General features: G+C 57.6%; 18 protein-coding genes and 1 tRNA gene. 7 read left to right on the forward strand and 12 right to left on the reverse strand.

Annotation, left to right across the window (positions count from 1 at the left end; all coding sequences use genetic code 11):
• Positions 1 to 65 precede the first annotated feature (65 nt).
• A complete protein-coding gene (locus tag AC2FJE_RS16700) occupies positions 66 to 1,334 on the reverse strand; it encodes an imelysin family protein (RefSeq protein ID WP_496761184.1) in 1,269 nt (422 codons plus the stop codon).
• A gap of 232 nt (positions 1,335 to 1,566) precedes the next feature.
• Between AC2FJE_RS16700 and AC2FJE_RS16705 the strand changes: the two genes are divergently transcribed.
• On the forward strand, positions 1,567 to 2,094 hold the full coding sequence (locus tag AC2FJE_RS16705; protein ID WP_472722983.1) for a ZrgA family zinc uptake protein: 528 nt from the start codon (positions 1,567 to 1,569) through the stop codon (positions 2,092 to 2,094).
• A gap of 106 nt (positions 2,095 to 2,200) precedes the next feature.
• On the opposite strand, the gene glyA is transcribed toward AC2FJE_RS16705, so the two are convergent.
• Positions 2,201 to 3,508, reverse strand: coding sequence for a serine hydroxymethyltransferase (gene glyA / locus AC2FJE_RS16710; protein ID WP_496761185.1), 1,308 nt, complete (start codon positions 3,506 to 3,508; stop codon positions 2,201 to 2,203).
• 97 nt (positions 3,509 to 3,605) lie between these two features.
• Between glyA and AC2FJE_RS16715 the strand changes: the two genes are divergently transcribed.
• Positions 3,606 to 4,475: a LysR family transcriptional regulator gene (locus AC2FJE_RS16715; RefSeq protein ID WP_496761186.1), complete on the forward strand. Its 870-nt coding sequence runs from the start codon at positions 3,606 to 3,608 to the stop codon at positions 4,473 to 4,475.
• Between the two features lie 204 nt (positions 4,476 to 4,679).
• Here AC2FJE_RS16715 and AC2FJE_RS16720 read toward each other — a convergent pair.
• The 7 genes from AC2FJE_RS16720 to AC2FJE_RS16750 all read right to left on the reverse strand — a co-directional run bounded on the left by AC2FJE_RS16720 (position 4,680) and on the right by AC2FJE_RS16750 (position 12,379).
• A tRNA-Met gene (locus tag AC2FJE_RS16720) sits at positions 4,680 to 4,756 on the reverse strand.
• Between the two features lie 81 nt (positions 4,757 to 4,837).
• On the reverse strand, positions 4,838 to 5,812 hold the full coding sequence (locus AC2FJE_RS16725) for an alpha/beta fold hydrolase (protein ID WP_496761187.1): 975 nt from the start codon (positions 5,810 to 5,812) through the stop codon (positions 4,838 to 4,840).
• Between the two features lie 4 nt (positions 5,813 to 5,816).
• The gene (locus AC2FJE_RS16730) at positions 5,817 to 7,286 is read right to left on the reverse strand and encodes a flavin-containing monooxygenase (protein ID WP_496761189.1); all 1,470 of its coding nucleotides are present in this window, start codon (positions 7,284 to 7,286) and stop codon (positions 5,817 to 5,819) included.
• Positions 7,287 to 7,389: 103 nt separating this feature from the next.
• A complete protein-coding gene (locus AC2FJE_RS16735) occupies positions 7,390 to 9,810 on the reverse strand; it encodes a GcvT family protein (protein WP_496757306.1) in 2,421 nt (806 codons plus the stop codon).
• Between the two features lie 110 nt (positions 9,811 to 9,920).
• Entirely contained in the window at positions 9,921 to 10,160 is a 240-nt protein-coding gene (locus tag AC2FJE_RS16740) for a hypothetical protein (protein WP_496757307.1), read from the reverse strand.
• 59 nt (positions 10,161 to 10,219) lie between these two features.
• Positions 10,220 to 11,374 carry an aromatic ring-hydroxylating oxygenase subunit alpha gene (locus tag AC2FJE_RS16745; RefSeq protein ID WP_496757309.1) on the reverse strand — a complete coding sequence of 385 codons (1,155 nt, stop codon included), beginning with the start codon at positions 11,372 to 11,374 and terminating at the stop codon, positions 10,220 to 10,222.
• A 99-nt stretch (positions 11,375 to 11,473) separates the two neighbouring features.
• Positions 11,474 to 12,379 carry a LysR substrate-binding domain-containing protein gene (locus AC2FJE_RS16750; RefSeq protein WP_496757311.1) on the reverse strand — a complete coding sequence of 302 codons (906 nt, stop codon included), beginning with the start codon at positions 12,377 to 12,379 and terminating at the stop codon, positions 11,474 to 11,476.
• A 556-nt stretch (positions 12,380 to 12,935) separates the two neighbouring features.
• On the opposite strand from AC2FJE_RS16750, the gene AC2FJE_RS16755 reads away from it, so the two are divergent.
• From AC2FJE_RS16755 to AC2FJE_RS16775, 5 genes are all read left to right on the forward strand, one after another.
• Complete coding sequence (locus tag AC2FJE_RS16755; RefSeq protein ID WP_282121115.1) at positions 12,936 to 14,762, forward strand: BCCT family transporter; 1,827 nt, start codon at positions 12,936 to 12,938, stop codon at positions 14,760 to 14,762.
• A 156-nt stretch (positions 14,763 to 14,918) separates the two neighbouring features.
• On the forward strand, positions 14,919 to 16,466 hold the full coding sequence (locus tag AC2FJE_RS16760) for a trimethylamine methyltransferase family protein (protein WP_496761190.1): 1,548 nt from the start codon (positions 14,919 to 14,921) through the stop codon (positions 16,464 to 16,466).
• 68 nt (positions 16,467 to 16,534) lie between these two features.
• A complete protein-coding gene (locus AC2FJE_RS16765) occupies positions 16,535 to 17,647 on the forward strand; it encodes a mandelate racemase/muconate lactonizing enzyme family protein (protein WP_496761192.1) in 1,113 nt (370 codons plus the stop codon).
• An 11-nt stretch (positions 17,648 to 17,658) separates the two neighbouring features.
• Positions 17,659 to 18,390: an SDR family NAD(P)-dependent oxidoreductase gene (locus AC2FJE_RS16770; RefSeq protein WP_496757317.1), complete on the forward strand. Its 732-nt coding sequence runs from the start codon at positions 17,659 to 17,661 to the stop codon at positions 18,388 to 18,390.
• Entirely contained in the window at positions 18,387 to 19,121 is a 735-nt protein-coding gene (locus tag AC2FJE_RS16775) for an SDR family NAD(P)-dependent oxidoreductase (protein ID WP_496757319.1), read from the forward strand. Before AC2FJE_RS16770 ends, AC2FJE_RS16775 begins: the two co-directional genes overlap by 4 nt.
• 4 nt (positions 19,122 to 19,125) lie before the next feature.
• Here AC2FJE_RS16775 and AC2FJE_RS16780 read toward each other — a convergent pair whose 3' ends face one another.
• The 3 genes from AC2FJE_RS16780 to AC2FJE_RS16790 are packed head-to-tail and all read right to left on the reverse strand — an operon-like array spanning position 19,126 to position 22,880.
• Positions 19,126 to 20,466, reverse strand: a complete 1,341-nt coding sequence (locus tag AC2FJE_RS16780; RefSeq protein WP_496761194.1) for an NAD(P)/FAD-dependent oxidoreductase — start codon at positions 20,464 to 20,466, stop codon at positions 19,126 to 19,128.
• Positions 20,463 to 21,959 carry an aldehyde dehydrogenase gene (locus AC2FJE_RS16785; protein WP_282121121.1) on the reverse strand — a complete coding sequence of 499 codons (1,497 nt, stop codon included), beginning with the start codon at positions 21,957 to 21,959 and terminating at the stop codon, positions 20,463 to 20,465. The genes AC2FJE_RS16780 and AC2FJE_RS16785 overlap by 4 nt, the downstream gene beginning before the upstream one ends.
• A 3-nt stretch (positions 21,960 to 21,962) precedes the next feature.
• Entirely contained in the window at positions 21,963 to 22,880 is a 918-nt protein-coding gene (locus AC2FJE_RS16790) for a dihydrodipicolinate synthase family protein (protein WP_282121122.1), read from the reverse strand.
• Between the last annotated feature and the right edge of the window lie 2 nt (positions 22,881 to 22,882).

The raw sequence follows: 22,882 nt of genomic DNA on the forward strand, positions 1-22,882 counted from the left end.
AGGTACCTCACAAGATTTGGAGGCGGCGTGCACCTGCCGCCTCCCTTGGGTGTAGGCCCGGTGTTTTAGTGGAAAACCGCGTCTGGGTTGTCCAGGCTGTCCGAACCTTCGAACGCGATTTGGTCAAGTTCCAAAACGGTCACAATGCGCTCGATCGTCTTGGTCTGATCGACCAGTCCGTTTACGCCGCCCATGATCAGCACTTCGCCGCCCTCGTTGCCGCGTTCCAGCATCTGGTCATAGGCAAAACCGGCCTCTGCGGTCGATTTCAGACGTCCCAGCGCCTGCATGGTGTTGGCCAGTTTCACCTTCATCTCGGCATCCAGAGATGGGTCGCTGGCGATCACCAGATCAGACAAGGATGCGCCGCTGACCGGGGTGCCGTCGATACGGGTGTAGCTGCCGAGATAGACGTTCTGAACACCCAGACCATCGTAGTAGTGGCTGTTGTGGGTGTTGTCCGAGAAGCAATCATGCTCTTCTTCGGGGTCGTTCAGCATCAGGCCCAGACGCATACGTTCACCGGCCTGCTCGCCATAGGACAGTGAACCCATGCCGGTCAGAATGGCGCTGACGCCTGCGGTTTCATCGGCAGTCAGGGCTGCGCGTGCTTCGCCACCTTCGGCCCATTGCGTGGCCATCCATTCCAGGTCGCTGACCAGCAGGTCAGTCGCAGCGCTAAGGTATTGTGCACGGCGATCGCAATTGCTGTTGGTGCAGTCATCACCCTGAACGTAATCGGTATACGGACGGTCGCCTGCGCCCGCGCCATGGCCGTTCAGATCCTGGCCCCACAGCAGGAACTCGATTGCGTGGTAGCCTGTGGCAACGTTTGCCTCGATCCCGTCGGCTTCGTGCAGGGTTCCGCCCAGCAATTCCGGGGTGATTTCGCTGGCGTCGATGGTTTTGCCCGACAGCTCAAAGCTGGGGTTGGCGATGACATTCAGCGCGGCGAACTCGTTCTCGTCAGTCGGACCGCCATAGGTTGCGTCCACATAGTCGATCAGCCCTTCGTCCAGCGGCCATGCGTTTACCTTGCCTTCCCATTCGTCAACGATCGCGTTGCCGAAACGGTAAACCTCGGTCTGCTGGTAAGGAACACGTGCGGCAACCCAAGCGGCGCGTGCTGCGTTGAGTGTGGCGTCTGACGGATCATCGATCAGCGCGTTTACGGCGGCCTGCAGCGACTTTGCCGCGATCAGGCTGTCGTCATATTTGGCTTCGGCGATGTTCGCGTAGGTGGTCAGAACGTCGATCTTCGCGGGGGCATCGGCAAATGTTGCAGTCGCGATTCCAAGGGTCAAGACGCTGGTGGCGGCAAAAAATTTGGTCATGGAGGTGACACTTTCCTGTCAGAAAAAACTCACTAGCGCCGCCTTGGCGACGCGCATGGGCTAAAAACTGAGTGAATTAGTAAGTTAAGTCAACCTGAGTCTTATTGTCAGAAATAAATGTCGCACCCTTTCCCCATAATTAGCGGGGTAGGTGGGCCGAAGCCGCGATTGCACGGGGTATTAATCACATTAGAATGGACGACGTGATTCCTTGTTGGATGGTGCTTTGTTTATGAAATGTGCAGCCATTGCTTTGATGCTGACACCGGCGATTGTTCTATCGCAGGTGCAAGGCCCTGCCCATGAACATGGTACGGGATATGTGGATATCGCCTTTTCTGATCAGGCATTTACTTTGTCCCTCAACGTGCCTTCTGCAGACATCATTGGTTTTGAAGGGCCGGCCGAAACCGATGACGATCGCGCGCAGGTGGCGGTTGCGGTCTCAGACCTGTCCAAACCTTTGGGCTTGTTTGTGCTGCCGGAAGAGGCCGGATGCGTTACCGCATCAGCCAATGTCACCCTTACGGGTGAAGGATTGGGGCAGGACAATACCACCAAGTCTGCTGATCAAGATCAACATAGCGATTTTTTGGCCGACTACCTGATTCAGTGCCAGGATATTACAGCGCTGGCTAATATTCGGTTTGCGTATTTCGAGCGGTTCGAAAATGCGCAGACGTTGATCTTGCAGGTGACCCGATCCGGTCAAACCCAAACGTATGAGATAACTCGGAACCAACCGGATCTGGCAATGTGAAATGCCAAAACGCGGGCCATAACGGTCGGCCCGCGCCCATATACGATGCAAAGGGCGCAATCATGCGGGCGCGACGAAAGCGCCTTGGATAGCACCCAACGTGCCGTCAGTGCAAGAAATGCAGTTTTGAAAAACTCTGCCGCCACTCTGCAACCTCGGCGGCGATATCCGCGCCCGCCAATCCAGAGGTGATCAATGCCGCCAACCGATCAGCGTCCTGCGACGACATCCCCCATCTGACCAGTTCAGGCGTCCCGAACCGAAGGCCGTTCATGTCCCCTTTTACTTCGGGTGCAGGCAGCCCAATTCCGCAAGCAAGAAACCCAGCGCGGCGCAGCGTTTTGGACGCCGCTTGCCCGCCGCCGTAAGATTCTGCCAACACAGCAAACTGGTGTGAGTTGGTAAACCCTTCCCGACCCGCAAAGACGGGAACGCCACGAGAGTCCAATCGTTCCGCGAGCGCTTGCGCCGTCGAGATCATTTCGGCCGCGTATTGTTGGCCGAAGTCGCGCCAGTCCAGCATTGTTACGGCCAACGCTGCGGACTTGGCCGCGTCGAAGTTGGCCGTCATTCCCGGAAAGGCAATCGCGTCGAGTTTTTGCGCAATTTCAGCGTCATTGGAGACGATCAAACCACCAGCGGGGCCGCCCAGGCTTTTGTAAGTGCTCATCGTCATGAAATGCGCGCCCTCGGCCAGCGGATTGCTCCACGCTTTGCCTGCGATGATCCCGCATTGGTGCGCAGCGTCGAACATGACCTTGGCCCCGATCTCGTCAGCGATCTGCCGGACCTCTATTACGGGATGTTCGAACAGATTGAGGCTGCCCCCGATAGTGATCAGCTTGGGCCGTTCTTTCAGAGCCAATGCGCGTAGCTGATCCAGATTGACGGTATAACCGTCAGCATCCGTCGGCGCCTCAATCGTGCGCAGACCAAAGAGACCGGCACATCCCGCTAAGTGATGGGTCACGTGCCCACCGATGGAGGCTGGGGGCGCAATTATTGTATCGCCAGGTTTGCAGGTGGCCATAAAACCATAAAGGTTGGCAATCGCGCCCGACGGCACCCGGATTTCGGCAAATTTGGCATCAAAGACCTCGGCGCAGAGTTGGGCAGTGATCACTTCGATCTCTTCAATGGCCTCCAACCCCATCTCATATTTGTCGCCGGGATAGCCCAGCGACGGCCGCGACCCGATGCCCGACGATAACAGGGCCTCGGCCTTTGGGTTCATCACGTTGGTTGCGGGGTTTAGGTTGAAACACTCTCGCTCGTGGATCTCGCGGTTTCGGGTCGCAAGATCATCGATCCGTTTGATCAGTTCATCAGACGAGGCCTGAGACGCCTTAACGGCGATTTGTTGAACCCGGGTTTCGCACTGATCCGGGACCCAATTTCGGTGTGTGATTGTCATGTCTGTGACCTCCTGCTTGTCACCAGATTGAACAATTGAGGCGACATCGCAAATCAGAATTGCTATTTCTTGGCGTAGAAAAACTGAGTCTAAGGCAATGGCTGTTCTCCCAAGACGCCCGAAAGGGCCACCTCTTAACGCACTCCGCGCTTTTGAAGCTGCGGCAAGGCTGGGCAGTTTCGTAGCTGCTGCCGAAGAGCTGAGCGTCACTCCCGGTGCGATTTCGCAACATATAAAGACAATTGAAGCGTGGGCGGATGTGCCTCTGTTCCGGCGAAACGCGCAAGGGGTTGAGCTGACCGCGCCCGGGCGCCAACTGGCCGGTGATTTCACCCTGGCCTTCGATCAGCTTGCCGCCGCAACGCAGAACCTGCGGAACCTGAGCCCGAGCGTTGAGATCCACATCGCCGCCCTGCCTTCGGTCGCGCAACTTTGGCTGCCGGCGCGTTTGGGGCGAATCCGAAACACTGGGCCGGACATGAAGTTTTCGGTAACGGCCATGGAAACATCGCCTCGCCTATCACGTGATCTGTTTGATCTTTCGGTCTTCATTGCCGAACCTGACGGGGCGGCTGATCAAATTGTAATCGCGGAGGACGTCATTTTCCCGGTTTGCGCGCCGGAACTGGCCGAGAGTTTCAATTTTGAATCCACACCGCTGCTGCACGATCAGACGTGGCATGATGACTGGCGGCGGTGGTCCGAGGAGACGGGGACAATCATCAGCGATCCTAACAAAGGGCCGAAATATTCGCTTTACGGTCTTGCAGTTGAAGAGGCAAAGTCCGGGGCTGGTGCTTTGATGGCGCATGGATGTCTGATCGAACCTGCGCTCAAGGCCGGGCATTTGGTGCGTGTATCGGCGCAGGCCTGCGAAACAGGCCGGTCGCTGGTGATAAACCTTCCACATCCATCGAGGCGACGCGCGGAACTTGAAAAAATTGTCGCACTATTGCGGGAAGGTTAGCGACGATGGGGCGATGACTACTGCCCTTATAAAGTAACTGAACTTTGCGAGGATGGTTTCGGAGCGTAATTGATATCTCGACCATGCAAGGTCCGACTAACGAGTTTCCTGATACGCCGGGATGCAGCGCAATTCTGCCACAGCGACAAGATCACAAGCGGTGTTTGGGCCTGTGATTGCGACGGTATAATTTGAATGGGAATTTGGTAGCGGAGGAGGGACTTGAACCCCCGACACGCGGATTATGATTCCGCTGCTCTAACCAACTGAGCTACTCCGCCATGAGTGAGAGGCGATTTAAGCGAGGGGCCGGAAAGGGTCAAGGGGGAAACACCGCCTTACAGAGATTATTTTTGCCCCGATCAATCTGCTTTGGTTGCCTGTTGTGCAGCGACCCCAGCAGTATCAGCAATTCTACGAATGAAGGCTGCGCAGTCGTCGGGTGCGGTGATCGGGATCATATGGCCCAACCCTTCTATCTTTTCGTCGCTCAGCCCGAACCGGGTCATGGGGGCACCGTTGGCGTTGGGTGAAAGTATGGTGTCTTGTGCCCCGTACAGAATGCCGCCGGGTACGGACAAGTCGGCATAGCGGTCTACCTGGGCTCCGATACTTTCATCCACCCCTACAACATCCTGCGACGCGGTAATGAAGGCCGAAGGGCGCAACCCCAGCGCACCGCCGGCGCGGTCCAGAAAGTCATCTGGCGCGGGTTCCGGATAGAAAACGGCTCCCAATGTATGCGGGGCGGTCTTAGCCGATATGGGGACAGCGATCGTGTTGCCGATAAAGTTGCGCAACCACTCGGTACGTATTTCCAATGGTTTGAAAACTTGCGGCGTGTTCGACAGCTTTTGCGTCAACGGGGCGAGCAAAGCGAGCGCTTTGGTTTTCTCCGGGTGTTCCAACGCCATGGCCAGCGATACGGCCCCGCCCAATGAGTGCCCGACCAGAACGGCGTTGGAAATGCCTTTGGTGTCCAGAAACTCTTGAATCATGCGGGCCTGTTCGGGCAGGCGCCCAAGATCGGCGCTATCGCGGGTTGAGTATCCGCAGCCAGGGCGGTCGACTGCGATGACGTGATAGTCGTCCGCCAACAGGTCCATCAGAGAATAGGTGAAATGCTGCAACTGCCCCGCAAGCCCGTGGATCATGATGACTGTCTGCTTAGTGGGGTCGCCCATTTCCACGTAATGAATGCTGCCGCCGCGCACCGGGACAATCTGTCCAAGTTGCGGGACGCGCTGCAACCCCTGCCGGGTCAGTCGCCGGGTCCACAGGTTCATGCCGACAAAGAAGCCGCCGACCAGAAGGGCGATAACTAGAATTGTGGTCATCTCATCACTTTCCGCCTGAGAAAGGGGCAGGTTGGTATTGTTCCAGCCCGGATTGCGCCATGCGCTTTTCATACTCTGAAACGGTCCCAGGCCAAAGCGTCGTGTTCCGGCCCTGTGCATCCTGATACCATGAGGCGCAGCCACCCACCTGCCATACGCTGCCTTCGTGCCGTTCGCGCATCTCCTGTTCGAAGGCTTCCTGGTAGTCCGGGCGGGGTGTTATGATTAGTAGTCCGTCGCGGTTCATCTGGTCCAGCACTCGGCCGATGTGGCGAACCTGTGCTTCGATCATCAGCACAACCGAGTTGTGACCGAGGCCAGTATGTGGCCCGAGCAAGATGAAAAAATTGGGGAAACCTGCGATGGCGGTGCCCAGATGCGCTTTCATCCCGTCCGACCATGCCTGGCGCAGTGTCAAGCCATCGGATCCCGTTATGTCGAGGCGCTCAACAACATCTGTCACATGAAACCCGGTGCCCCAGATCAGAACGTCGGCCTGTGTACGGCTTCCGTCAGATGAAATGATCTGATCGCCCTCAATTGATGCCACACCGTGCGGGAGAACCGTCACGTTTTCACGCGCCAGTGCCGGGTACCAATCGTTTGAGCTGAGGATGCGTTTGCAGCCGATCCTATAGTCTGGCGTCAGCTGTTTTCGCAGGCCGGGGTCGGCGATCGCGCTATCCAACGAATTGCGCCACATCTTCATGGCAAAATTCACCATCCGTCTTTCGCCGCGGAACACGCGGTGGCGATACTCGAAGACCACGTAAATCAGTTTCCGGCGTGCCCAAGGTAACACCGGGATGCTGCGGTAAAGGCGGCGTAACCACGGCGCGATTGGGCCATCCGGGCGGGGCAGGACATAGGGCGCGCTGCGTTGAAAGATTGTGACGTGTGCAGCAGTTTTCGCAATTTCTGGAACAAACTGGACAGCGGATGCGCCGGTTCCGACAACTGCGACGCGTTTTTCCTCAAGCGGCGTGTCGTGATCCCACTCGGCAGAGTGAAAGCAAGGCCCGGGAAAACTGTCCGCACCGGGTAAATCGGGGATGCTGGGCAGATGCAGTGCCCCTATGGCCGAGACTAGAAACCGCGCCGACCAGCGCTGCCCACTTTCGGTTTCCACCTGCCAGCGCATGCCGTCCCAGCGGGCAGATTTCAGCTGCTGACCGAAATGGCACAGCTGGTAAATCTCCTCATCAAGGCAGACCTTTTTCAAGTAGGCCTGAATTTCAGCGCCGCCCGCGTAGGCCCGACTCCAGTCCGGGTTCAGATGCGTTGCCATGGAATAGAGGTGCGATGGGATATCACATGCGACACCGGGATAGGTGTTCTCGCGCCACGTCCCGCCAATCTCGTTCGCTTTTTCAAGGATTGCAATGTCCTTGATGCCGCGTTTGCGGGCCTCAATCGCCATCGTCAGGCCGGAAAACCCAGCGCCGACGATCAGCATATCGGTTTGATATTCCATGCGCCCGTCCCTCCCAAAACGACCGATATGGTTGAGTCAGACTATAGGCGCTGAAATGCGTGAGAACAGCCTCCCGTAGGGTCAGGCACCGTTCACGGTTTATTCAGCCGCGTAGGATTTCGCCATTTGGATCAAAAGGCGGCTCGGACAGAATGGTCGCCTTGTGCGGACGTCCCAATACCATCACCTCGACCTCATCCCCTGCTTTGGCATCGGTTACAAAGCCAAGCGCCAGAGACATGCCGACGGAATAACCATAAGCGCCTGAGGTCACGCGGCCGATACCCTGACCATTTTTGAAGATTGGCTCACCGCCAGTCGCGTCGGCGTTCGACGCGCTGGTGTCGGCCTCATCCAGATGCAAAAGGACAAGCTGTTCGCGGGCAGGGTTGGCTAAAACGGTCTCGGCTGCGTTCTTGTTCAGAAAGTCTTTGCTGAACTTGCACAGCCGATCCAGACCTACCTCATGCGGCCAGTATTCAGGGCTGTATTCGCGGCTCCACGATCCATACCCCTTTTCGACGCGCAAAGACATCAACGCCCGGCTGCCAACTGGACCCGCGCCGAACTCCTGACCGGCTTGAAGCAGCGCGTCATACAGGCCGGCCTGATCTTCGGTGGTGCAGTGTACCTCCCAGCCCAGATCACCCGTGAACGAGACCCGCAGGGCCAGCACTTCGATCCCGGCCAGTTCGATTTTCGCTGACCGCATGAACGGAAAATCCTCCGTGGCGAGTGAGGTATTAGTGAGTCGTTGTAAAATCTCGCGTGATTTTGGGCCCGCGACGTTGAACCCGCACACAGCTTGGGTCTTGCTTTCGAAAGTGGTGCCCTTGGGCAGAGGAACCTGCTTGAAGAACCGCTTGTGATGGCGTTCCGCCATGCCTGAACCGATGATCCAGAATTCGTCCTCGGCCACGCGGGTAACGGTGAAGTCCCCAGCGATTCCTCCGCGTTTCGAGATCAGCGGCGTCAGGCAGGACCGACCTACAGCCTTAGGCATCGTGTTGGCGAAAACTGCGTTGAGCCAACCCTCGGCCCCGGGGCCTTTGCAGACATATTTGGCAAAGTTCGAGATATCGATGATCCCTGCGCGGTCACGCAGCATACGGCATTCCTCGCCAACCGTTCCCCACCAGTTCTGACGCGTAAAACCATTGGTGTCGTTGGCGCCCGGAGTGCCTGCGAACCATAGCGGATGTTCCCAACCAGCATTCAGGCCGAAGACGGCACCCATTTGAGCCTGCGTGTCGTAGACAGGGCGCGTACGCGCCGGACGACCTGCGCTGCGCTCTTCGTTGGGGAAGTGAATGGCGAACCGGTGGGCGTACTGGTCATGAACGCGGGCCATTGTGAACTCTTTCGTCGCCCAGTCATCGAACCGAGCCATATCCCAGGCGAACATATCGTACTGCGTTTCACCCTCGATGATCCATTGCGCCGCCATCAGGCCCATGCCGCCAGATTGTGAGAAGCCGGGGATGATACCGTTGCAACAGAAATAGCCGTCGACCTCGGGCACTGGTCCCATCAGCACGTTGCTGTCGGGCGACCAGATCATCGGCCCGTTGATAACCCGCTTGATACCGGCTTCACCCACGGCGGGCAGACGTTCGATGGCGTTCATCATATTCTCTTCGATCCGTTCCAGATCGTCGGGGAAGAGATCATGCGCGAAGTCGAGTGGCGTGCCGTCCTCGGCCCAGAATTTCATGTCCTTTTCATAGGCGCCAACCAGCAGGCCCTGACCTTCCTGCCGCAAGTAATACTCGCCGTCACGATCACTGACCGAGGGCAGCCGGGTGCCATGCGCTGCCACGTCCGCCATTGTTTCGGTCACGAAATACTGGTGCTCAGTCGGTTGTAGGGGCAGCTCAATTCCGGCAAGTTTGGCGACTTCTCGCCCCCACAGACCGGCGGCATTTACGACCCAAGGGGTGTGGATGTCGCCCTTGGGTGTTCGTACGATCCAAGTGCCATCTTCTTGCTGGTCAGTCGCCGTGACGGGGGTAAATCGATGGATCTCGGCTCCGCGTTGCCGGGCGCCCGCCGCATAGGCGTTTGTGACGCCCGATGGATCCACATTGCCACCGTCTGGTTCGTACATCACGCAGCGGATGCCATCGTAGTTGACCAGCGGGTTCAGTCGCTGGGCCTCTTCGATGCTGATCTCATAAAAGTTCATGCCGTAAAGCTTGGCCTTAGCGGCTTGCAGCTTCAGCTGATGTTCGCGTTCTTCGGTTTGAGCGAGGTAAAGCGAGCCGGGCTGGAACACGCCGCAGCTTTGGCCGGTTTCGGCCTCAAGCTCTTTGTACAGGTTCATCGTATAGTGCTGAATGCGGCTGATATTGGTGCTGTCATGCAGCCCGTGGATGTTTGCCGCCGCATGCCAGGTCGAGCCTGACGTCAGCTCATCCCGTTCCAGTAGCACCACATCCGACCATCCCAGTTTGGTCAAATGATAGAGGATCGAGCACCCGATCACCCCGCCGCCAATCACCACCGCCTGTGCATTCGTTTTCATGAGCCTGCCGTATCAAAGTTGGTCCCGCGGCCATGTGTCATCATCGTAATGGCATCGGCAACGGACATAAATTTCAAGTTGGGTTGAGTGAGTTTAATCTGAGGCTAAACTCAGAAATCCAGCTTATGCGCCCGGCCATATGCGACCAGCCGTTGGTTCAGCGCATCAGCTTCGGGCGCGCCGGATTCCAGCGCGAAAATGAAGGCATGTGTCAGGTAGAAACAGGCGGCGTCGATGTCTTGCATCGCTTCATGCTCATCCGCGGCTATCGTATAGCATCGGATCAGATCGGCATGATCATTTCGATCATGTGCGTCCAGCAAGAGGCGATCCAGCTCCTGTTTGTTCATGGGCGTCCCCTTCTACGGGCAACCGGTCAGCCACCCGGCGGCTGAACAATCCAAAAGGGTTACTCCGCGCGGCCGTTTTCAACTTGCGTCGCGACCCAATGGTGGAAGTTGTGCGTCGGGCCGTCCATCGCGGGCGAGAACCGACCGCCATCGAATAGCATTCCATGCCGGCCCTTTTGCATGCCTTCGACCACAAAGACATCCTCTTCGAATACCGTCTTCCACAGCTGCGCGTTCGAGGCACGCAGTCCATCATGCTGCGGAGTGTCATCAATGCTTTTGGCGTAGTACAGCTCGATATGTTCGACCGTGTTTTCCTGATCGACCGGCTCCAGCACAATGGCAAATACGTGATCGCGTTGCACACCCAACAGAACGTTTGGATAAACCGCAATATACTCTGCGCCTTCGTTCCACTTGTCGCTCAGCCCGTCAAAATCCGGGAAGGTTGCGCCGTCCTGATCTGTCAGTTGGCGGTAAACCAGGGTCCCTTGGCCCGAATACTGACCGCGCTCTTCGATGTTGTAGTGATCCTCCAGCCGCGAATAACTGTTCAGACCGGGATGCACCCATGGCAGGTGATAGCTTTCGCAATAGTTCTCGACCGCAAGCTTCCAGTTGGTCTTGACCTCAAGCTTGAATGAGGACGTTTCACCGCCGTGGAAGACGGGTTTCTCAAATTCCTTCCAACGTTCCAGCAGGGGGCCGTGGACCTCTTCGAACTCTGGCGCATTGCCATCGACATTCACAAAGATCACATCCCGCCAGACATAGGAGCGTACGCGAACGAGACCCAGGTCTTCGCGATTGACGTCTTCGTGCTTGTTCTGGCCGGGACCACCCACATGCGGGGTTGCGCGCAGCTCACCTTTCAGGCTGTAGCACCAGCTGTGATAGGGGCAGCGGATTGCGCCGCCGATTTTGCGCGGCGTGTCTACCAGAATCATCCCGCGGTGGCGGCAGGTGTTTTGGAAAACGCCAACCTCGCCGTCCTTGTCCCGGACAATCAGCAGCGGCATGCCCAGAAAATCGACTGGTTTTGCATCGCCTTCTTCCGGAACATCCTTGCCGAAGCCGATCCCGGACCAGTTGGCATACAGCACAGAACGCTTTTCTTCGTCAAAAACGGTCGGATCGATGTAATGTTCGTTCGGCAGGCCATTTGCGACGTTTACATCGGCCAGAACGGAAGACAGCGCGCTATGCTTGTTCATCGGGCTCTCCTGAGGTTTTGCTGGATGCTATTAATCCCTATTGGCGGATTGCACCTGTTAGTCTCAATATCAGAAAAGCTCATCAGAGAGTGATTTCACCTAAACCGAACCTTCCTGAACCTCTTGAACGATCCAGTTCTTCAGGGCGCGGGCACTGTCTGAGAGTTCTTCATCCGGTCGCCCGACCAGGTAAAACTGGTTCGGAGCGGGCACTTGATGCGTGCCGATAGGAACCAGTTTGCCTGATTGCAGCATGGGTTGGATCAGCCGCTGCCAACCCAGCGCCAGCCCGGCACCCTTGCGCGCAAGCTGCAGCGCGACTGAATAGCTGTTGACGCGGGATTCAATGGGCACTGCGCCATTAAATCCCAACTGCTGGAACCATTCGGGCCAGGTGGTCCAGGTGCGGTCTTCTGACTCCAGATGGATCAGCCGTTCAGAAGTCAGATCCTCAAGACCGGCATCCGCAAGCCGTTTTGCCATCTCCGGGCTTCCGACCGGGACTAGCTGGTCGCGAAACAGCGGGGTGTGTGACAGGTTGGGATCGCTGTCCCGCCCGTAGCGGATGAAAAAGTCGACGTCGGGCCGGTCACGAAAGGGTCGGTCCTGCGACAGCTGATCAACATTGACCTCGGGCATGTCCCGCCAGAACCGAATGACGGCCGGAGATAACCACAACGCGGCAACCGCGGTTGTCGATCCTACGGTCACCTTTCCGGCTGTCGATCGGTCGCGGATCATGCTCAGCGTTTTTGAGATGCGGCCGAAGGACGTGGACAGCGCGTCATAAAGCGCCTTGCCATCCTCGGTCAGATCAACGCCGCGATGCTTGCGTTGAAACAACGGTGTGTCCAGATCGCCTTCTAGTGCCTTGATCTGGTGACTGACCGCGCCGGGTGTGACAGACAGTTCAACGGCGGCGTTCTTAAAACTCAGATGGCGGGCGGCGGCCTCAAAAGCTGACAAGGTTGTCAGCGGCGGCAGGTTGTAGTGGCGTCTGGACATCGAAGCTGGTGAATCGTTTTTCGGTTTAGTTTAATTTTTATCAACTCAGTTTTAGTTTTTTTGAAGGTGAAAGCTATAGCGCTTTTGATGATTTGATGTTTTTCTGGCTCAAGTTAAAGGCGGATGTCGCATTTTTCGTCAATGCGTCGGTTCTGGCCGAATTTAGAACGGAGCGCCACTATAGTCAGTTCTACCAACAAACGTTGTGTTTTTCGGGCTTTTCGAGAGAATTTTCCGGACGTCGCAAGACGGTACTGCGACACAATGATGTCCCGAACTGACAAACGGGAAAGGTCGAAAGGGGAAGTGAAGGAGGCGCGAACCCATTCCCAGTTGGTAAGACCGAGTATCGCCTGATTGCACGGTGTGTTGAATTCAATGCAACTCAGAAGGCGTAAGACCATGCGGCGGTGCCGCATTTCTGAAACACAGAAACGAAACAAGAAAGAGCCGATACGTCTGCTGCAGCACCTTCCCCATCGTTCGAGGCGATTGGGCGAATTGCGTGAAATGCAGAGACAGTTTCGCAATTGATACAGCACCACGGAGGAGCAACATGTCGATACCCGAACCCTTTACGGATCTAGAAATAGAAACGGCCGATGCCGGATTCTATGAAAATTACAGCGTCCCAATCGCCCTAATCAGTAAGGGCATCATGGTTGCCCTTGTACTGTGGGCACTTGTCTTCCCGGCCAATGCCAACAGCACACTTGGCAGCTGGAATGGAAAGTTGCTGGAAATCTTCAACAGCTTCTACGTGGTCATTGTCGGCCTGTTTGTCATCTTCCTCGTCATTGTTGCCATCCTTCCAACGACCGGAAAGCGGGTTATGGGAACAGCGGGCGAAAAACCCGAGTTTTCGAACTTCTCCTGGTTCTCGATGATGTTCGGAGCAGGTCTGGGTGTCGGCCTGATGGTTTTTGCCACCGCTGAACCGTTGGGTCTGTGGGGATCGAACCCCGAGGTCGTGGCCGGTGCAGTTGCAGGCAATGATCCAGAGTCCGTTCAATCCGCGTATCGGTATACCTTCCTGCATTATGGCTTTCATGCCTGGGCAATTTACGTGGTGACCGGCTTGTCGCTGGCCTACTACGCCTATACTCGTGACATGCCTCTGACCATTCGCGCGGCTCTTACCCCGCTTTTCGGTCGTCTGATGAACGGTTTCCTCGGCCACGTCGTTGACGTTCTGGGCGTTGTTGCAACGATCCTGGGTGTGTCCGTTACGATCGGGTTTGGTGTCAGCCAGTTCATCGACGGTCTGTATGCAATCACCGGCATGGAATGGATCATGGATTTTGGCGGTGAAGTACCCACGCCAAGCAAAGTTGGTCTGATCGCGGGTCTGGTTGTCATCATGGGTCTGTCGATTATTTCGGCGGTCTCGGGTGTTGGTCGCGGTGTTAAATACCTGTCGAACCTGAACCTTGTTCTGTCGATCATCCTGCTGGGCACCTTTGTGATCTTCGGCTCTTTCGTATTCGCCATGACAACCTATGGCACAGCACTGTTTGACTACCTTCTGCACTTCCTCTCGCTGAGCTTTGGAGCATACGGTCCGTTGTCGACCGAAGCGTTTGCAGCGGCTCTGCCTGCAGAAGCGCAGGCGCATGCGGCTGATCTGGTGGGTGGCGCAACCAACGCATGGGGCAGCTTTGACGGCTTTAAGAGCGGTCTTGAAGGTGCTGCGGCTGAGTTGAGTGACGACACGCTGGCGGCTGTTTATGCAGCAGGTGAGCAAGGCCGTCAGTTTGGCTGGCAGTCGGGCTGGACCACCTTCTACTGGGCTTGGTGGATTGCGTTCTCACCGTTTGTGGGCCTGTTCCTGGCGCGCATCTCCAAGGGTCGGTCTGTGCGTGAGTTCATTCTGGGCTGCGTATTGGCGCCGGCGCTGGTTTGCTTTGCGTGGATGACTGTTCTAGGTGGTACTGCGATTGATCTGGAATTGGCTGGTGCAGCTGAAGGCGCGATCATCGGTGCGTCGAACACCAACAAGCTGTTCGTGACGCTGTCTTACATGATCGACGGTGGGCTTCTGTCCATGCTGAACGTCATGTGCGTGATCCTGATCATGACCTTCCTGGTGACCTCCGCGGACTCGGGCATTCTGGTTATGAACACCATCATGTCCGGTGGCAGCCAGGAAACCGGCGTCAAGCACCGTATCATCTGGGGTGTTATCCTGACCGCCGTGATCGGTGCGCTGATCTTGGCCGCTGGTGAAAACAACCCGATGGACGCGTTGCGCAATGCGATGATCATTGGTGCTCTGCCCTTTACTGTTGTTATGGGGCTGATGATGGTTTCGCTGACCAAGGCGCTTTATCGTGATGGTCGGCGCGACAAGCATGCTGATGCAAGCACGCAGGCCGCTGAATAAGCGCAGGTCTTAATGCCAAAACAGACGCCGCCCCAGTTGGGGCGGCGTTTTTCGTTCCGGGTTCCCGTGTCGTTTCCTGCAAACAGATATCGCAATCAGTGAGGCGCGCCGCCGCCGAATCCGTCAATCTGAAAAGTAAGATTGGAGGATTGCCCCGTGAACATTCGTACTGCGACGCGCTCGGGCGGACGCTCTGCCCGTCGCGCCCTGCGCACTGCCCCGAACTTTGAAATGCTGCCCGGCCTGACCAGAGGTATCCCCTTGTGTGAGGTGATGGATGGTGCCCAGGTCGAACGCATCGACAGTGCCTCGATGGACATCCTTGAGAACGTTGGCGTTCAGTTCCGAGACCCCATCGCGCTAGAAGACTGGAACAAGGCCGGTGCCAAGGTCAATGGCGAGCTGGTTTACCTCGACCGTGGTTTGGTGCGCGAGTTGATTGCCACCATACCCAGCGATTTCACATATCACGCGCGGGACCCGAAAAAGAATGTGCGGCTGGGCGGTAAGCACTCGATCTTTGTGCCTATGACCGGCGCCCCATTTCTGCGCGATCTGGACGACGTGCGCCGAAATCCGTTGCTGGAAGATCTGGCGATGTTCCACAAACTCAGCCACATGATGCCTGCGCTGCATTCCTCGGCGCACCACATCGTGGAACCTTATGACCATCCGATCAGTCAACGCCACCTGCGCATCACCTATTCGTCGATGAAACACTCGGACAAGACGTTCATGGGCATGACCACCTCGCCCAAGAACGCCGAGGACGTGCTGGACATGTGTGCGATCCTGTTTGGGGATGACTTCCTTGAGGATCACCCCGTCACAACAGGTAATTGCAACGGCAACTCGCCTTTGGTTTGGGACGAAACCATGCTGGGCGCTTTGCGCGCCTTCTGCCGTCGCAATCAGCCGGTTTTGTGCTCGCCCTTCGTTCTAGGAGGGGCCAATACCCCGGCATCCGTTCCAGCCACGGTGGCGCAATTGAATGCCGAGGCGCTGAGTGCGCTGGCCTACACGCAGGTCATCCGCAAGGGGGCTCCGGCGATCTATGGCCACTACCTGTCGACAGTGTCCATGAAATCAGGCGCGCCGATGGCAGGCACGCCCGAGATCAGCCTAATGAACTTCATGATTGGCCAGATGGCGCGGCACTACGATGTTCCGTGGCGCACCTCCAACACGCTGGGTGGGGCAAAAACGTTCGATGCGCAGGCCGGGTATGAATCCGCGACCACATTGCAGGCGGTCATACACGCTGGTGCCAACTACATCTGGCATTCAGCCGGATGGAATGAGGCCGGGATGCACTGTTCCGTCGCCAAGTTTATCGTCGACGCCGAACAATGCACGATGGCTTATTGCATGGCTGAGGGGCCGAAATGGCACGATTTCGATCAGGCCCTCGCAGCGGTTCCGGATGTTGGACCCGGTGGTCACTATCTTGGTCACCCCCATACACAGGACAATTTCCAGAGTGCATTCTTCATGCCCGAGCTGTTCGACAACAACTCGATCGAACAATGGCAGGCCGAAGGCAGCGTCGAAATCACGGAACGTGCCCTGAACCGCGCCCGGTCGCTGTTGGCCGAGTATGAGGAACCTAAGTTGGACGAAGCTAAGAACGAGGCTCTGCTGGACTATATCGCACGGCGCGAGCGTGAGATCCCCGCGGCTGATGAGCTGAACCAAAGTTACTGATATAATCTCCCTGAAACTCACCCGCCCGGACCATTGGGCGGGTTTTTTCCTTTCAATAACAGTACGGAATGCAAGCCGTGAAAATCGCCGAAATTCATATCTATAGCCATGATCTTCCGGTCAAAAACGGCCCATACACAATGGCCAAGGCCGAGGTCTGGGCACTGGACACCACCTTGGTCAAGCTGGTGGCCGACAATGGACTGGTCGGTTGGGGAGAGACGTGTCCAGTCGGTCCCACCTATGCCGAGGCGCACGCCGCGGGTGCCCGCGCCGCGCTGGTGCAGATGGCCGAAGGTTTGTTGGGGGCAGAGGTCTCTCCACTTGGGCTGCACAGACGGATGGACGGTCTTCTGAACGGACACAACTATGCCAAAGCAGCCCTCGACATCGCTGCACATGACCTGCTGGGCAAGCAATATGGAATCAGTGTTTCGGATCTGCTCGGCGGGGCCGAAGTCGACAAGGTACCTTCATACTATGCTACAGGCGTCGGCGCTCCGGATGATATCGCCCGTCTGGCCAGGGACAAACTGGCGGAAGGTTATCCGCGCTTGCAGATCAAGGTCGGTGGCCGGCCGGTTGAGTTGGATATCGAAACGATCCGCAAAGTGTGGGAGGTCATCGGTGGGTCCGGCATGCGTCTTGCCGTGGATGGGAACCGCGGCTGGACAACCCGCGACGCGCTGCGCGTCAGCCGCGAATGCCCGCACATCCCGTTTGTCATGGAACAACCTTGCAACACGATCGAAGATCTACAGAAAATTCGGTCACAAGTGAGCCACGCGATCTATATGGATGAGAACAGCACCAGCCTGAATACGGCGATCACCGCGGCGGGCACCGGTCTGGTGGATGGCTTCGGCATGAAAGTCACACGCATTGGCGGACTGCACCCTATGCGCGCATTCCGGGACCTTTGCGAAGTGCGAAATCTGCCCCATACCTGCGATGACAGCTGGGGCGGGGACATAATCGCCGCTGCCTGCACGCATATCGGCGCGACTGTTCGGCCTGATCTGCTGGAAGGCGTCTGGTTGGCCGCGCCATACATCGAAGGTAATTATGATGCCCAAAATGGAATCCGCATTGACTGTGGGTATATCCCAATTCCGACCGGGCCGGGGCTGGGTGTCGTGCCAGACGAAGATTGTTTTGGCGCACCAGTTGCGTCTTTCTGATGGAGCAGGTCATGGGATTTGAAGGAAAGTCGGCTTTGGTCACGGGGGCTGCTGGCGGAATCGGAACCTCTCTGGTGCGCCGCTTGCGTGCCGCCGGCGCGCAGGTTGCCGTTGCTGACCGCTTGACCGACGGGATTGAGGCCGAGGCTCATCTGCCTGGCGATTTGATGAACCCGGCCTATGCAGATGCTCTGCCGCAAAGGGCAGCGGATGCGCTGGGCGGGTTGGACATTGTTGTTAACAACGCAGGTGTCATTACGCGGGGTGCCGTCACTGAAACCTCGGATCAGGATTGGTCTCTGTCTCTGGGCGTGAACGTCGAAGCCCCCTTTCGCATTTGCCGCGCTGCGATCCCGACTATGGCTGCCAACGGAGGCGGTGCGATCGTAAACACCGCATCCTGCTGGGGCCTGCGCCCCGGTCCAAACCACGCTGCCTATTGCATGACCAAGGCCGCGATTGCCTCTCTGACTCAATGCATGGGGATGGACCACGCCCATCAGGGCATCCGCATCAACGCGGTTTGCCCGAACGAGGTGAACACGCCTATGTTGCGATCCGGTTTTGCCAAGCGCGGCTTCGACCCGGACACAGCTGTCGCCAAGCTGGGGCAGACTGTTCCCTTGGGGCGAATTGCTGAACCCGAAGACATTGCTGATGTAATCCTGTTTCTGGCCTCGGATGCGTCGCGCTATATCTGCGGCGCGGTGCTTGAGGTGAACGGAGGCAAGCCAGTATCATGACCCGATTTGAAGGCAAAACCGCCCTTGTCACCGGCGGACGCAGCGGGATCGGTCGGGCTATTGCTGAGCGATTGTGTCAGGACGGGGCGCAGGTGTTTACCGCGCAGCGCGGGCAAGATCCCAGGTTCGAAGGGATCGAGGCAGATTTTGGTGATCCGAGCAGCCCGCAATCTGTGGTAAATCAGGTCGTTGAGCGGGCAGGGCGTCTGGATATCCTCGTCAACAACGCGGGCATGATGCAGGAAGTCCTTGTCGAAGACATGAGCCTGGAGGATTGGCAGCGCAACCTGACAGTCAACCTGACGGCTCCTTTTCTGCTGATCAAGGCGGCGCTGCCCCATCTGCGGCAGACGCAAGGGAACATCGTCAATATCGGCTCAATCGAAGGATTGGGCTGTAATCCTGGCCATGCGGCCTATTGTGCGACCAAAGCCGGGTTGCACGGATTGACCCGTGCCGTCGCCGTGGATCACGGGGCGGAGGGGGTCCGGTGCAACGCGGTGGCGCCCGGCTGGATCGACACTGAGCTGAACATGGGTTTCATCGACGCTCAGCCGGATCCGGATGCATTTCGCCGCGACATTGGCCTCATTCATCCCGTCGCCCGGACTGGCCGACCAGAGGAGGTCGCGGCAGTGGTAGCGTTTCTTGCGTCCGAGGACGCAAGCTTTGTCACCGGTCAGATTTACACGGTGGATGGGGGTCGCATGACCAAGCTCAGCCTGCCCTGACAGGTCATTCCTTTCCTGAACGCCACTCTTTCCAAATCAGATAGCTATTTGCACCCAATGATGCGAACGGCTCTGGCGGCAGGCGCGACGGCATCGGTTGGGTCAGGAAATGATCCGCGATGTCCGATCCGCCCTGCGTGAACAATTCCGCCACTGCCATGCCCTGCAATGTCCCTCGGGCAATTCCCAAGCCGTTCTGACAACAGGCCGAGAAGACACCCTCATCCAACTCTCCGAATGCTGCTGATCCGTTTCGGCTAAGGCAAAGCATTCCGGCCCAACGATGCTCCATTTGCACCTGGGGCAGATGCGGGAACCGTTCGCGAAATTTGCGGTCGTGCACCCAGCCTGCATTGCGCAGGCGCATTGGGCTGGTCTCGATGGTCGGGTGAAAAGTTGAACAGGACCGGATCAGGATCCGGTCGCCATAGCTGCCCGAGACCCGCCGGACCGAGGTGCCCATCGGATCAGCCGGAGTGACCGACCAGCGGGATTGACCGCCCAATGTCGTGATCTGTTCAGGCGTCAAACGCTCCGTGATCGACGCGTAAAGGCAGATATGCATCAGTCGGCGTTCGAAAAAGCCGAAACTCTCCAGATGGCCGTTATTGGCCAAAATGACCTGGCCCGCCGAAACCTGCGCTTCAGGTGTTTTCACCAGCCATCCCGCGCCTTGTTTTTCAAAGCCGGTAACGGGAGAGTTTTCGAACAGATCAACCTGTGACGACAGGTGAGAGGACAGAGCCCGAATGTAACCGGCGGGCTGGATCATCACCGTGCCGGGCGCATAAAGGCCCGAGGAATAGTGCGGACTGCCCGTGATCTCTTGCATCTGTTGGCGGTCAAAAAGCGTGCTGGGCTCTCCCAACCGATCCAGATGTGCGGCGAATGCGCGGTTGTGTCTGTCCCCGGCTCGTGTGGCGGCGGCATTGTACTTGCCACATGGGTCGAACATTTCCTGCGGCAGGTCGCATTCATCTGCCACGCTCGTTGCAAATCTTATTGCGCGGCGGTTTAGGGCTATGGTTGCGCGGTCCGCTTCCAGCCCGCCTCCGGCGTAATTGTCCGAGGCCAGATCATGGGGCAGATCGATCATGAAGCCCGAATTACGGCCAGCGGAACCTTCCGCAAAGCGACCAGCCTCTAGCAGAACAACCTTGAGCGCTGGGTCAAGCTGGCGCAGCCTGCGCGCGGCGCTCAGCCCGGCAAACCCGCCACCGACAATTGTGACGTCGGCTGAGGTGTTCTGTTCAAGTCGGGGTCGCGATGTTTGGGGCGGCAGAATGGCGTTCCACCCCGCCGGCCCGGTCTGTCGTGGCAGCCGTTTTGCAGTATAGGCCGTCAATCGATCGCCTCGTCCGCGTCATCGGCCAGATCAATCCAGATGGTTTTCAACTGGGTGTACTGGTCGTGGGCGTGGACCGAGTTGTCGCGGCCACCAAAACCGGATTGTTTGTAGCCGCCGAAGGGGGTGGTGATGTCACCCTCGCCAAAGCTGTTCACCGTCACGGTTCCGGCGCGGATCGCCCGCGCGCCGCGGATGGCTCGCTTGGCGTTAGCCGTAAAGATCGAAGCACACAGGCCATAGTCGGTGTCATTGGCAATCTTGATGGCCTCGTCAAAGCCAGACACTTCGATCACCGACAGAACGGGACCAAAGATCTCTTCGCGCGCAAGAGTGCTGTGATTGCTGGGCACTTCGACCACGGTCGCTTCGACAAAACCCTTGTTGGCATTGCCACCAATCACCACGTTTTCGGCTTGTTCTAAGTAGCCGCAGACCTTGTTGTAGTGGCCTTCGCTGACCAACGCACCCATTCGGGTTTCCGGGTCCAGCGGATCACCGATGTTCCACTGCTTCGCGTGATGGGCGATCCGCTCCAGCAACTCGGCCTTTACGTCCTTGTGCACGATCAGACGGGACGAGGCGGAACAGTTCTCACCCATATTCCAGAACGCGCCATTCACGACATGGGCCGCCACGCGGTCAAGGTTCTCGGCGTCATCCATCACGATGGCCGGGTTCTTGCCGCCCATCTCCAACACAACCTCCTTGGCGTTGCTTTCCGCCGAATAGGTCAGGAACCGTTTGCCAGTGACGGTCGAGCCGGTGAAAGAGACCATGTCGATATCCATGTGTCGACCAATCGGCTCACCGACATCAGCACCGCCGCCCGGAACGATGTTCAGAACGCCGCGCGGCAGGCCCGCCTCCATCGCCAGTTCCGCGAGGCGCAGGGCGGTCAGCGTGGTTTCGGTTGCCGGTTTCACCACAACCGAGCAGCCCGCCGCCAAGGCAGGCCCGATCTTCCACGCCAGCATCAGCAGCGGGAAGTTCCACGGCAGCACCAACCCCACAACTCCGATGGGTTCGCGAACCACCATGGCGATGTGGTCGTCGCTGGCGGGCGAGACCTGATCATAGATTTTGTCGATCGCCTCGGCATGCCATTTCAGGCAGTGGATCGTTTCGGGGATATCCACGGTTTCGCAGTCATAGATGGTCTTGCCGCTGTCGATACTCTCCATCACTGCCAATTCACGGGCATTGCGAGTCATCAACTTGGACAGCCGGATCAGTATGTCCTTGCGATCCGAGGGGTGCATTCTGGACCAGCGTCCATCGTCAAACGCCTCGCGCGCTTTTTCGACGGCAAAATCCACATCCGCCGCGTCGCAAGCGGCAATATCGGCCAGATTCTCACCTGTAGCAGGGTTCACCGTCTCAAAAATCTTGCCAGAGACAGCCGGGCGGAAAGCGCCGTCGATGAAGGCCCCGGTGGGCAAGGTCAGGCCCGCAGCGATGGATTTGTATTCGTCTTGTGTCAGCAATTCCATGCCTTAGCCCTCCGCCACGATATCTGCGATTGTTTTCTTCAGCACGCGCGTCACCTGTTCCAATGCGCGTTTGTCATCCTTGTTCAGCCCCTTAAGCGGGGGCCGCATCGCGCCTGCGTCGATCCCGTTCATGGTGACGCCATGCTTTATGGTCTGGATGAACTTGCCGCCCTGTTCCAGCACCCGCATCAACGGCATCATGGCGGACATAATGCGGCGGCCCTTGGCGAAGTTCCTTTCGACAACGCAGGCTTGATATAGTGCTACATGTTCGGCTGGCAGGAAGTTCGACCCACCGCAGACCCAGAACGGTGCGCCCCAGGCGAAGAATTCCAGCGCCTGATCATCCATGCCGCAGCCAAGCTGGATATGCGGGTAATCCCGCGCCAACAAATGCACCCGGTTGATATCCCCCGAGCTTTCCTTGATGCCGCAGAAGTTTCGGCTGCGCCCCACGCGGTCAAGGAATTCTTCCCCCATCATTGTACCGGTGCGGTGCGGGTAGTTGTACAACATCACCGGCAAGTCAGCGGCCTTGTCGATAGCCAGCGCGTTCAGGGCGTTTTCCCGATCGGTCGGCACAGAATAGGGTGGGCTGGCCAGCAGGATCGCGTCCGCGCCAATCTCACGCGCGCCCGAGGCCAGCGCGATGGAATCCGGCGTCAGCATCGCTCCAGTTCCGACAACCAGAGGCAACCGGCCTTTCAACTGTTTATGCGTGAACGACGCCAGTTCCAGTCGTTCTTCGACAGTCTGGGCATAGTTCTCACCCGTTGATCCGCCCGATATCAGCCCGTGCACACCATTCTCGATCAGGTATTCGATCACGTGGGACAGGGCATCCCAGTTCACGCGGCCATCTTGGTGATAGGGCGTGACCACCGGGGTATAGATCCCCTCAAATCTGAAAATCGGGTTCATTC

It is taken from the genome of Ruegeria sp. CDSC002 (assembly GCF_059610905.1).

What these genes read in the sequence shown, in the direction of transcription:
- glyA (WP_496761185.1), bottom strand. Translation starts at nt 3,508, where the DNA reads ATGACAATCACACACCGAAATTGGGTCCCGGATCAGTGCGAAACCCGG.
- AC2FJE_RS16765 (WP_496761192.1), top strand. Translation starts at nt 16,535, where the DNA reads ATGCAAGCCGTGAAAATCGCCGAAATTCATATCTATAGCCATGATCTT.
- AC2FJE_RS16790 (WP_282121122.1), bottom strand. Translation starts at nt 22,880, where the DNA reads ATGAACCCGATTTTCAGATTTGAGGGGATCTATACCCCGGTGGTCACG.
- AC2FJE_RS16775 (WP_496757319.1), top strand. Translation starts at nt 18,387, where the DNA reads ATGACCCGATTTGAAGGCAAAACCGCCCTTGTCACCGGCGGACGCAGC.
- AC2FJE_RS16770 (WP_496757317.1), top strand. Translation starts at nt 17,659, where the DNA reads ATGGGATTTGAAGGAAAGTCGGCTTTGGTCACGGGGGCTGCTGGCGGA.
- AC2FJE_RS16715 (WP_496761186.1), top strand. Translation starts at nt 3,606, where the DNA reads ATGGCTGTTCTCCCAAGACGCCCGAAAGGGCCACCTCTTAACGCACTC.
- AC2FJE_RS16785 (WP_282121121.1), bottom strand. Translation starts at nt 21,959, where the DNA reads ATGGAATTGCTGACACAAGACGAATACAAATCCATCGCTGCGGGCCTG.
- AC2FJE_RS16745 (WP_496757309.1), bottom strand. Translation starts at nt 11,374, where the DNA reads ATGAACAAGCATAGCGCGCTGTCTTCCGTTCTGGCCGATGTAAACGTC.
- AC2FJE_RS16700 (WP_496761184.1), bottom strand. Translation starts at nt 1,334, where the DNA reads ATGACCAAATTTTTTGCCGCCACCAGCGTCTTGACCCTTGGAATCGCG.
- AC2FJE_RS16750 (WP_496757311.1), bottom strand. Translation starts at nt 12,379, where the DNA reads ATGTCCAGACGCCACTACAACCTGCCGCCGCTGACAACCTTGTCAGCT.
- AC2FJE_RS16755 (WP_282121115.1), top strand. Translation starts at nt 12,936, where the DNA reads ATGTCGATACCCGAACCCTTTACGGATCTAGAAATAGAAACGGCCGAT.
- AC2FJE_RS16705 (WP_472722983.1), top strand. Translation starts at nt 1,567, where the DNA reads ATGAAATGTGCAGCCATTGCTTTGATGCTGACACCGGCGATTGTTCTA.
- AC2FJE_RS16740 (WP_496757307.1), bottom strand. Translation starts at nt 10,160, where the DNA reads ATGAACAAACAGGAGCTGGATCGCCTCTTGCTGGACGCACATGATCGA.
- AC2FJE_RS16725 (WP_496761187.1), bottom strand. Translation starts at nt 5,812, where the DNA reads ATGACCACAATTCTAGTTATCGCCCTTCTGGTCGGCGGCTTCTTTGTC.
- AC2FJE_RS16730 (WP_496761189.1), bottom strand. Translation starts at nt 7,286, where the DNA reads ATGGAATATCAAACCGATATGCTGATCGTCGGCGCTGGGTTTTCCGGC.
- AC2FJE_RS16735 (WP_496757306.1), bottom strand. Translation starts at nt 9,810, where the DNA reads ATGAAAACGAATGCACAGGCGGTGGTGATTGGCGGCGGGGTGATCGGG.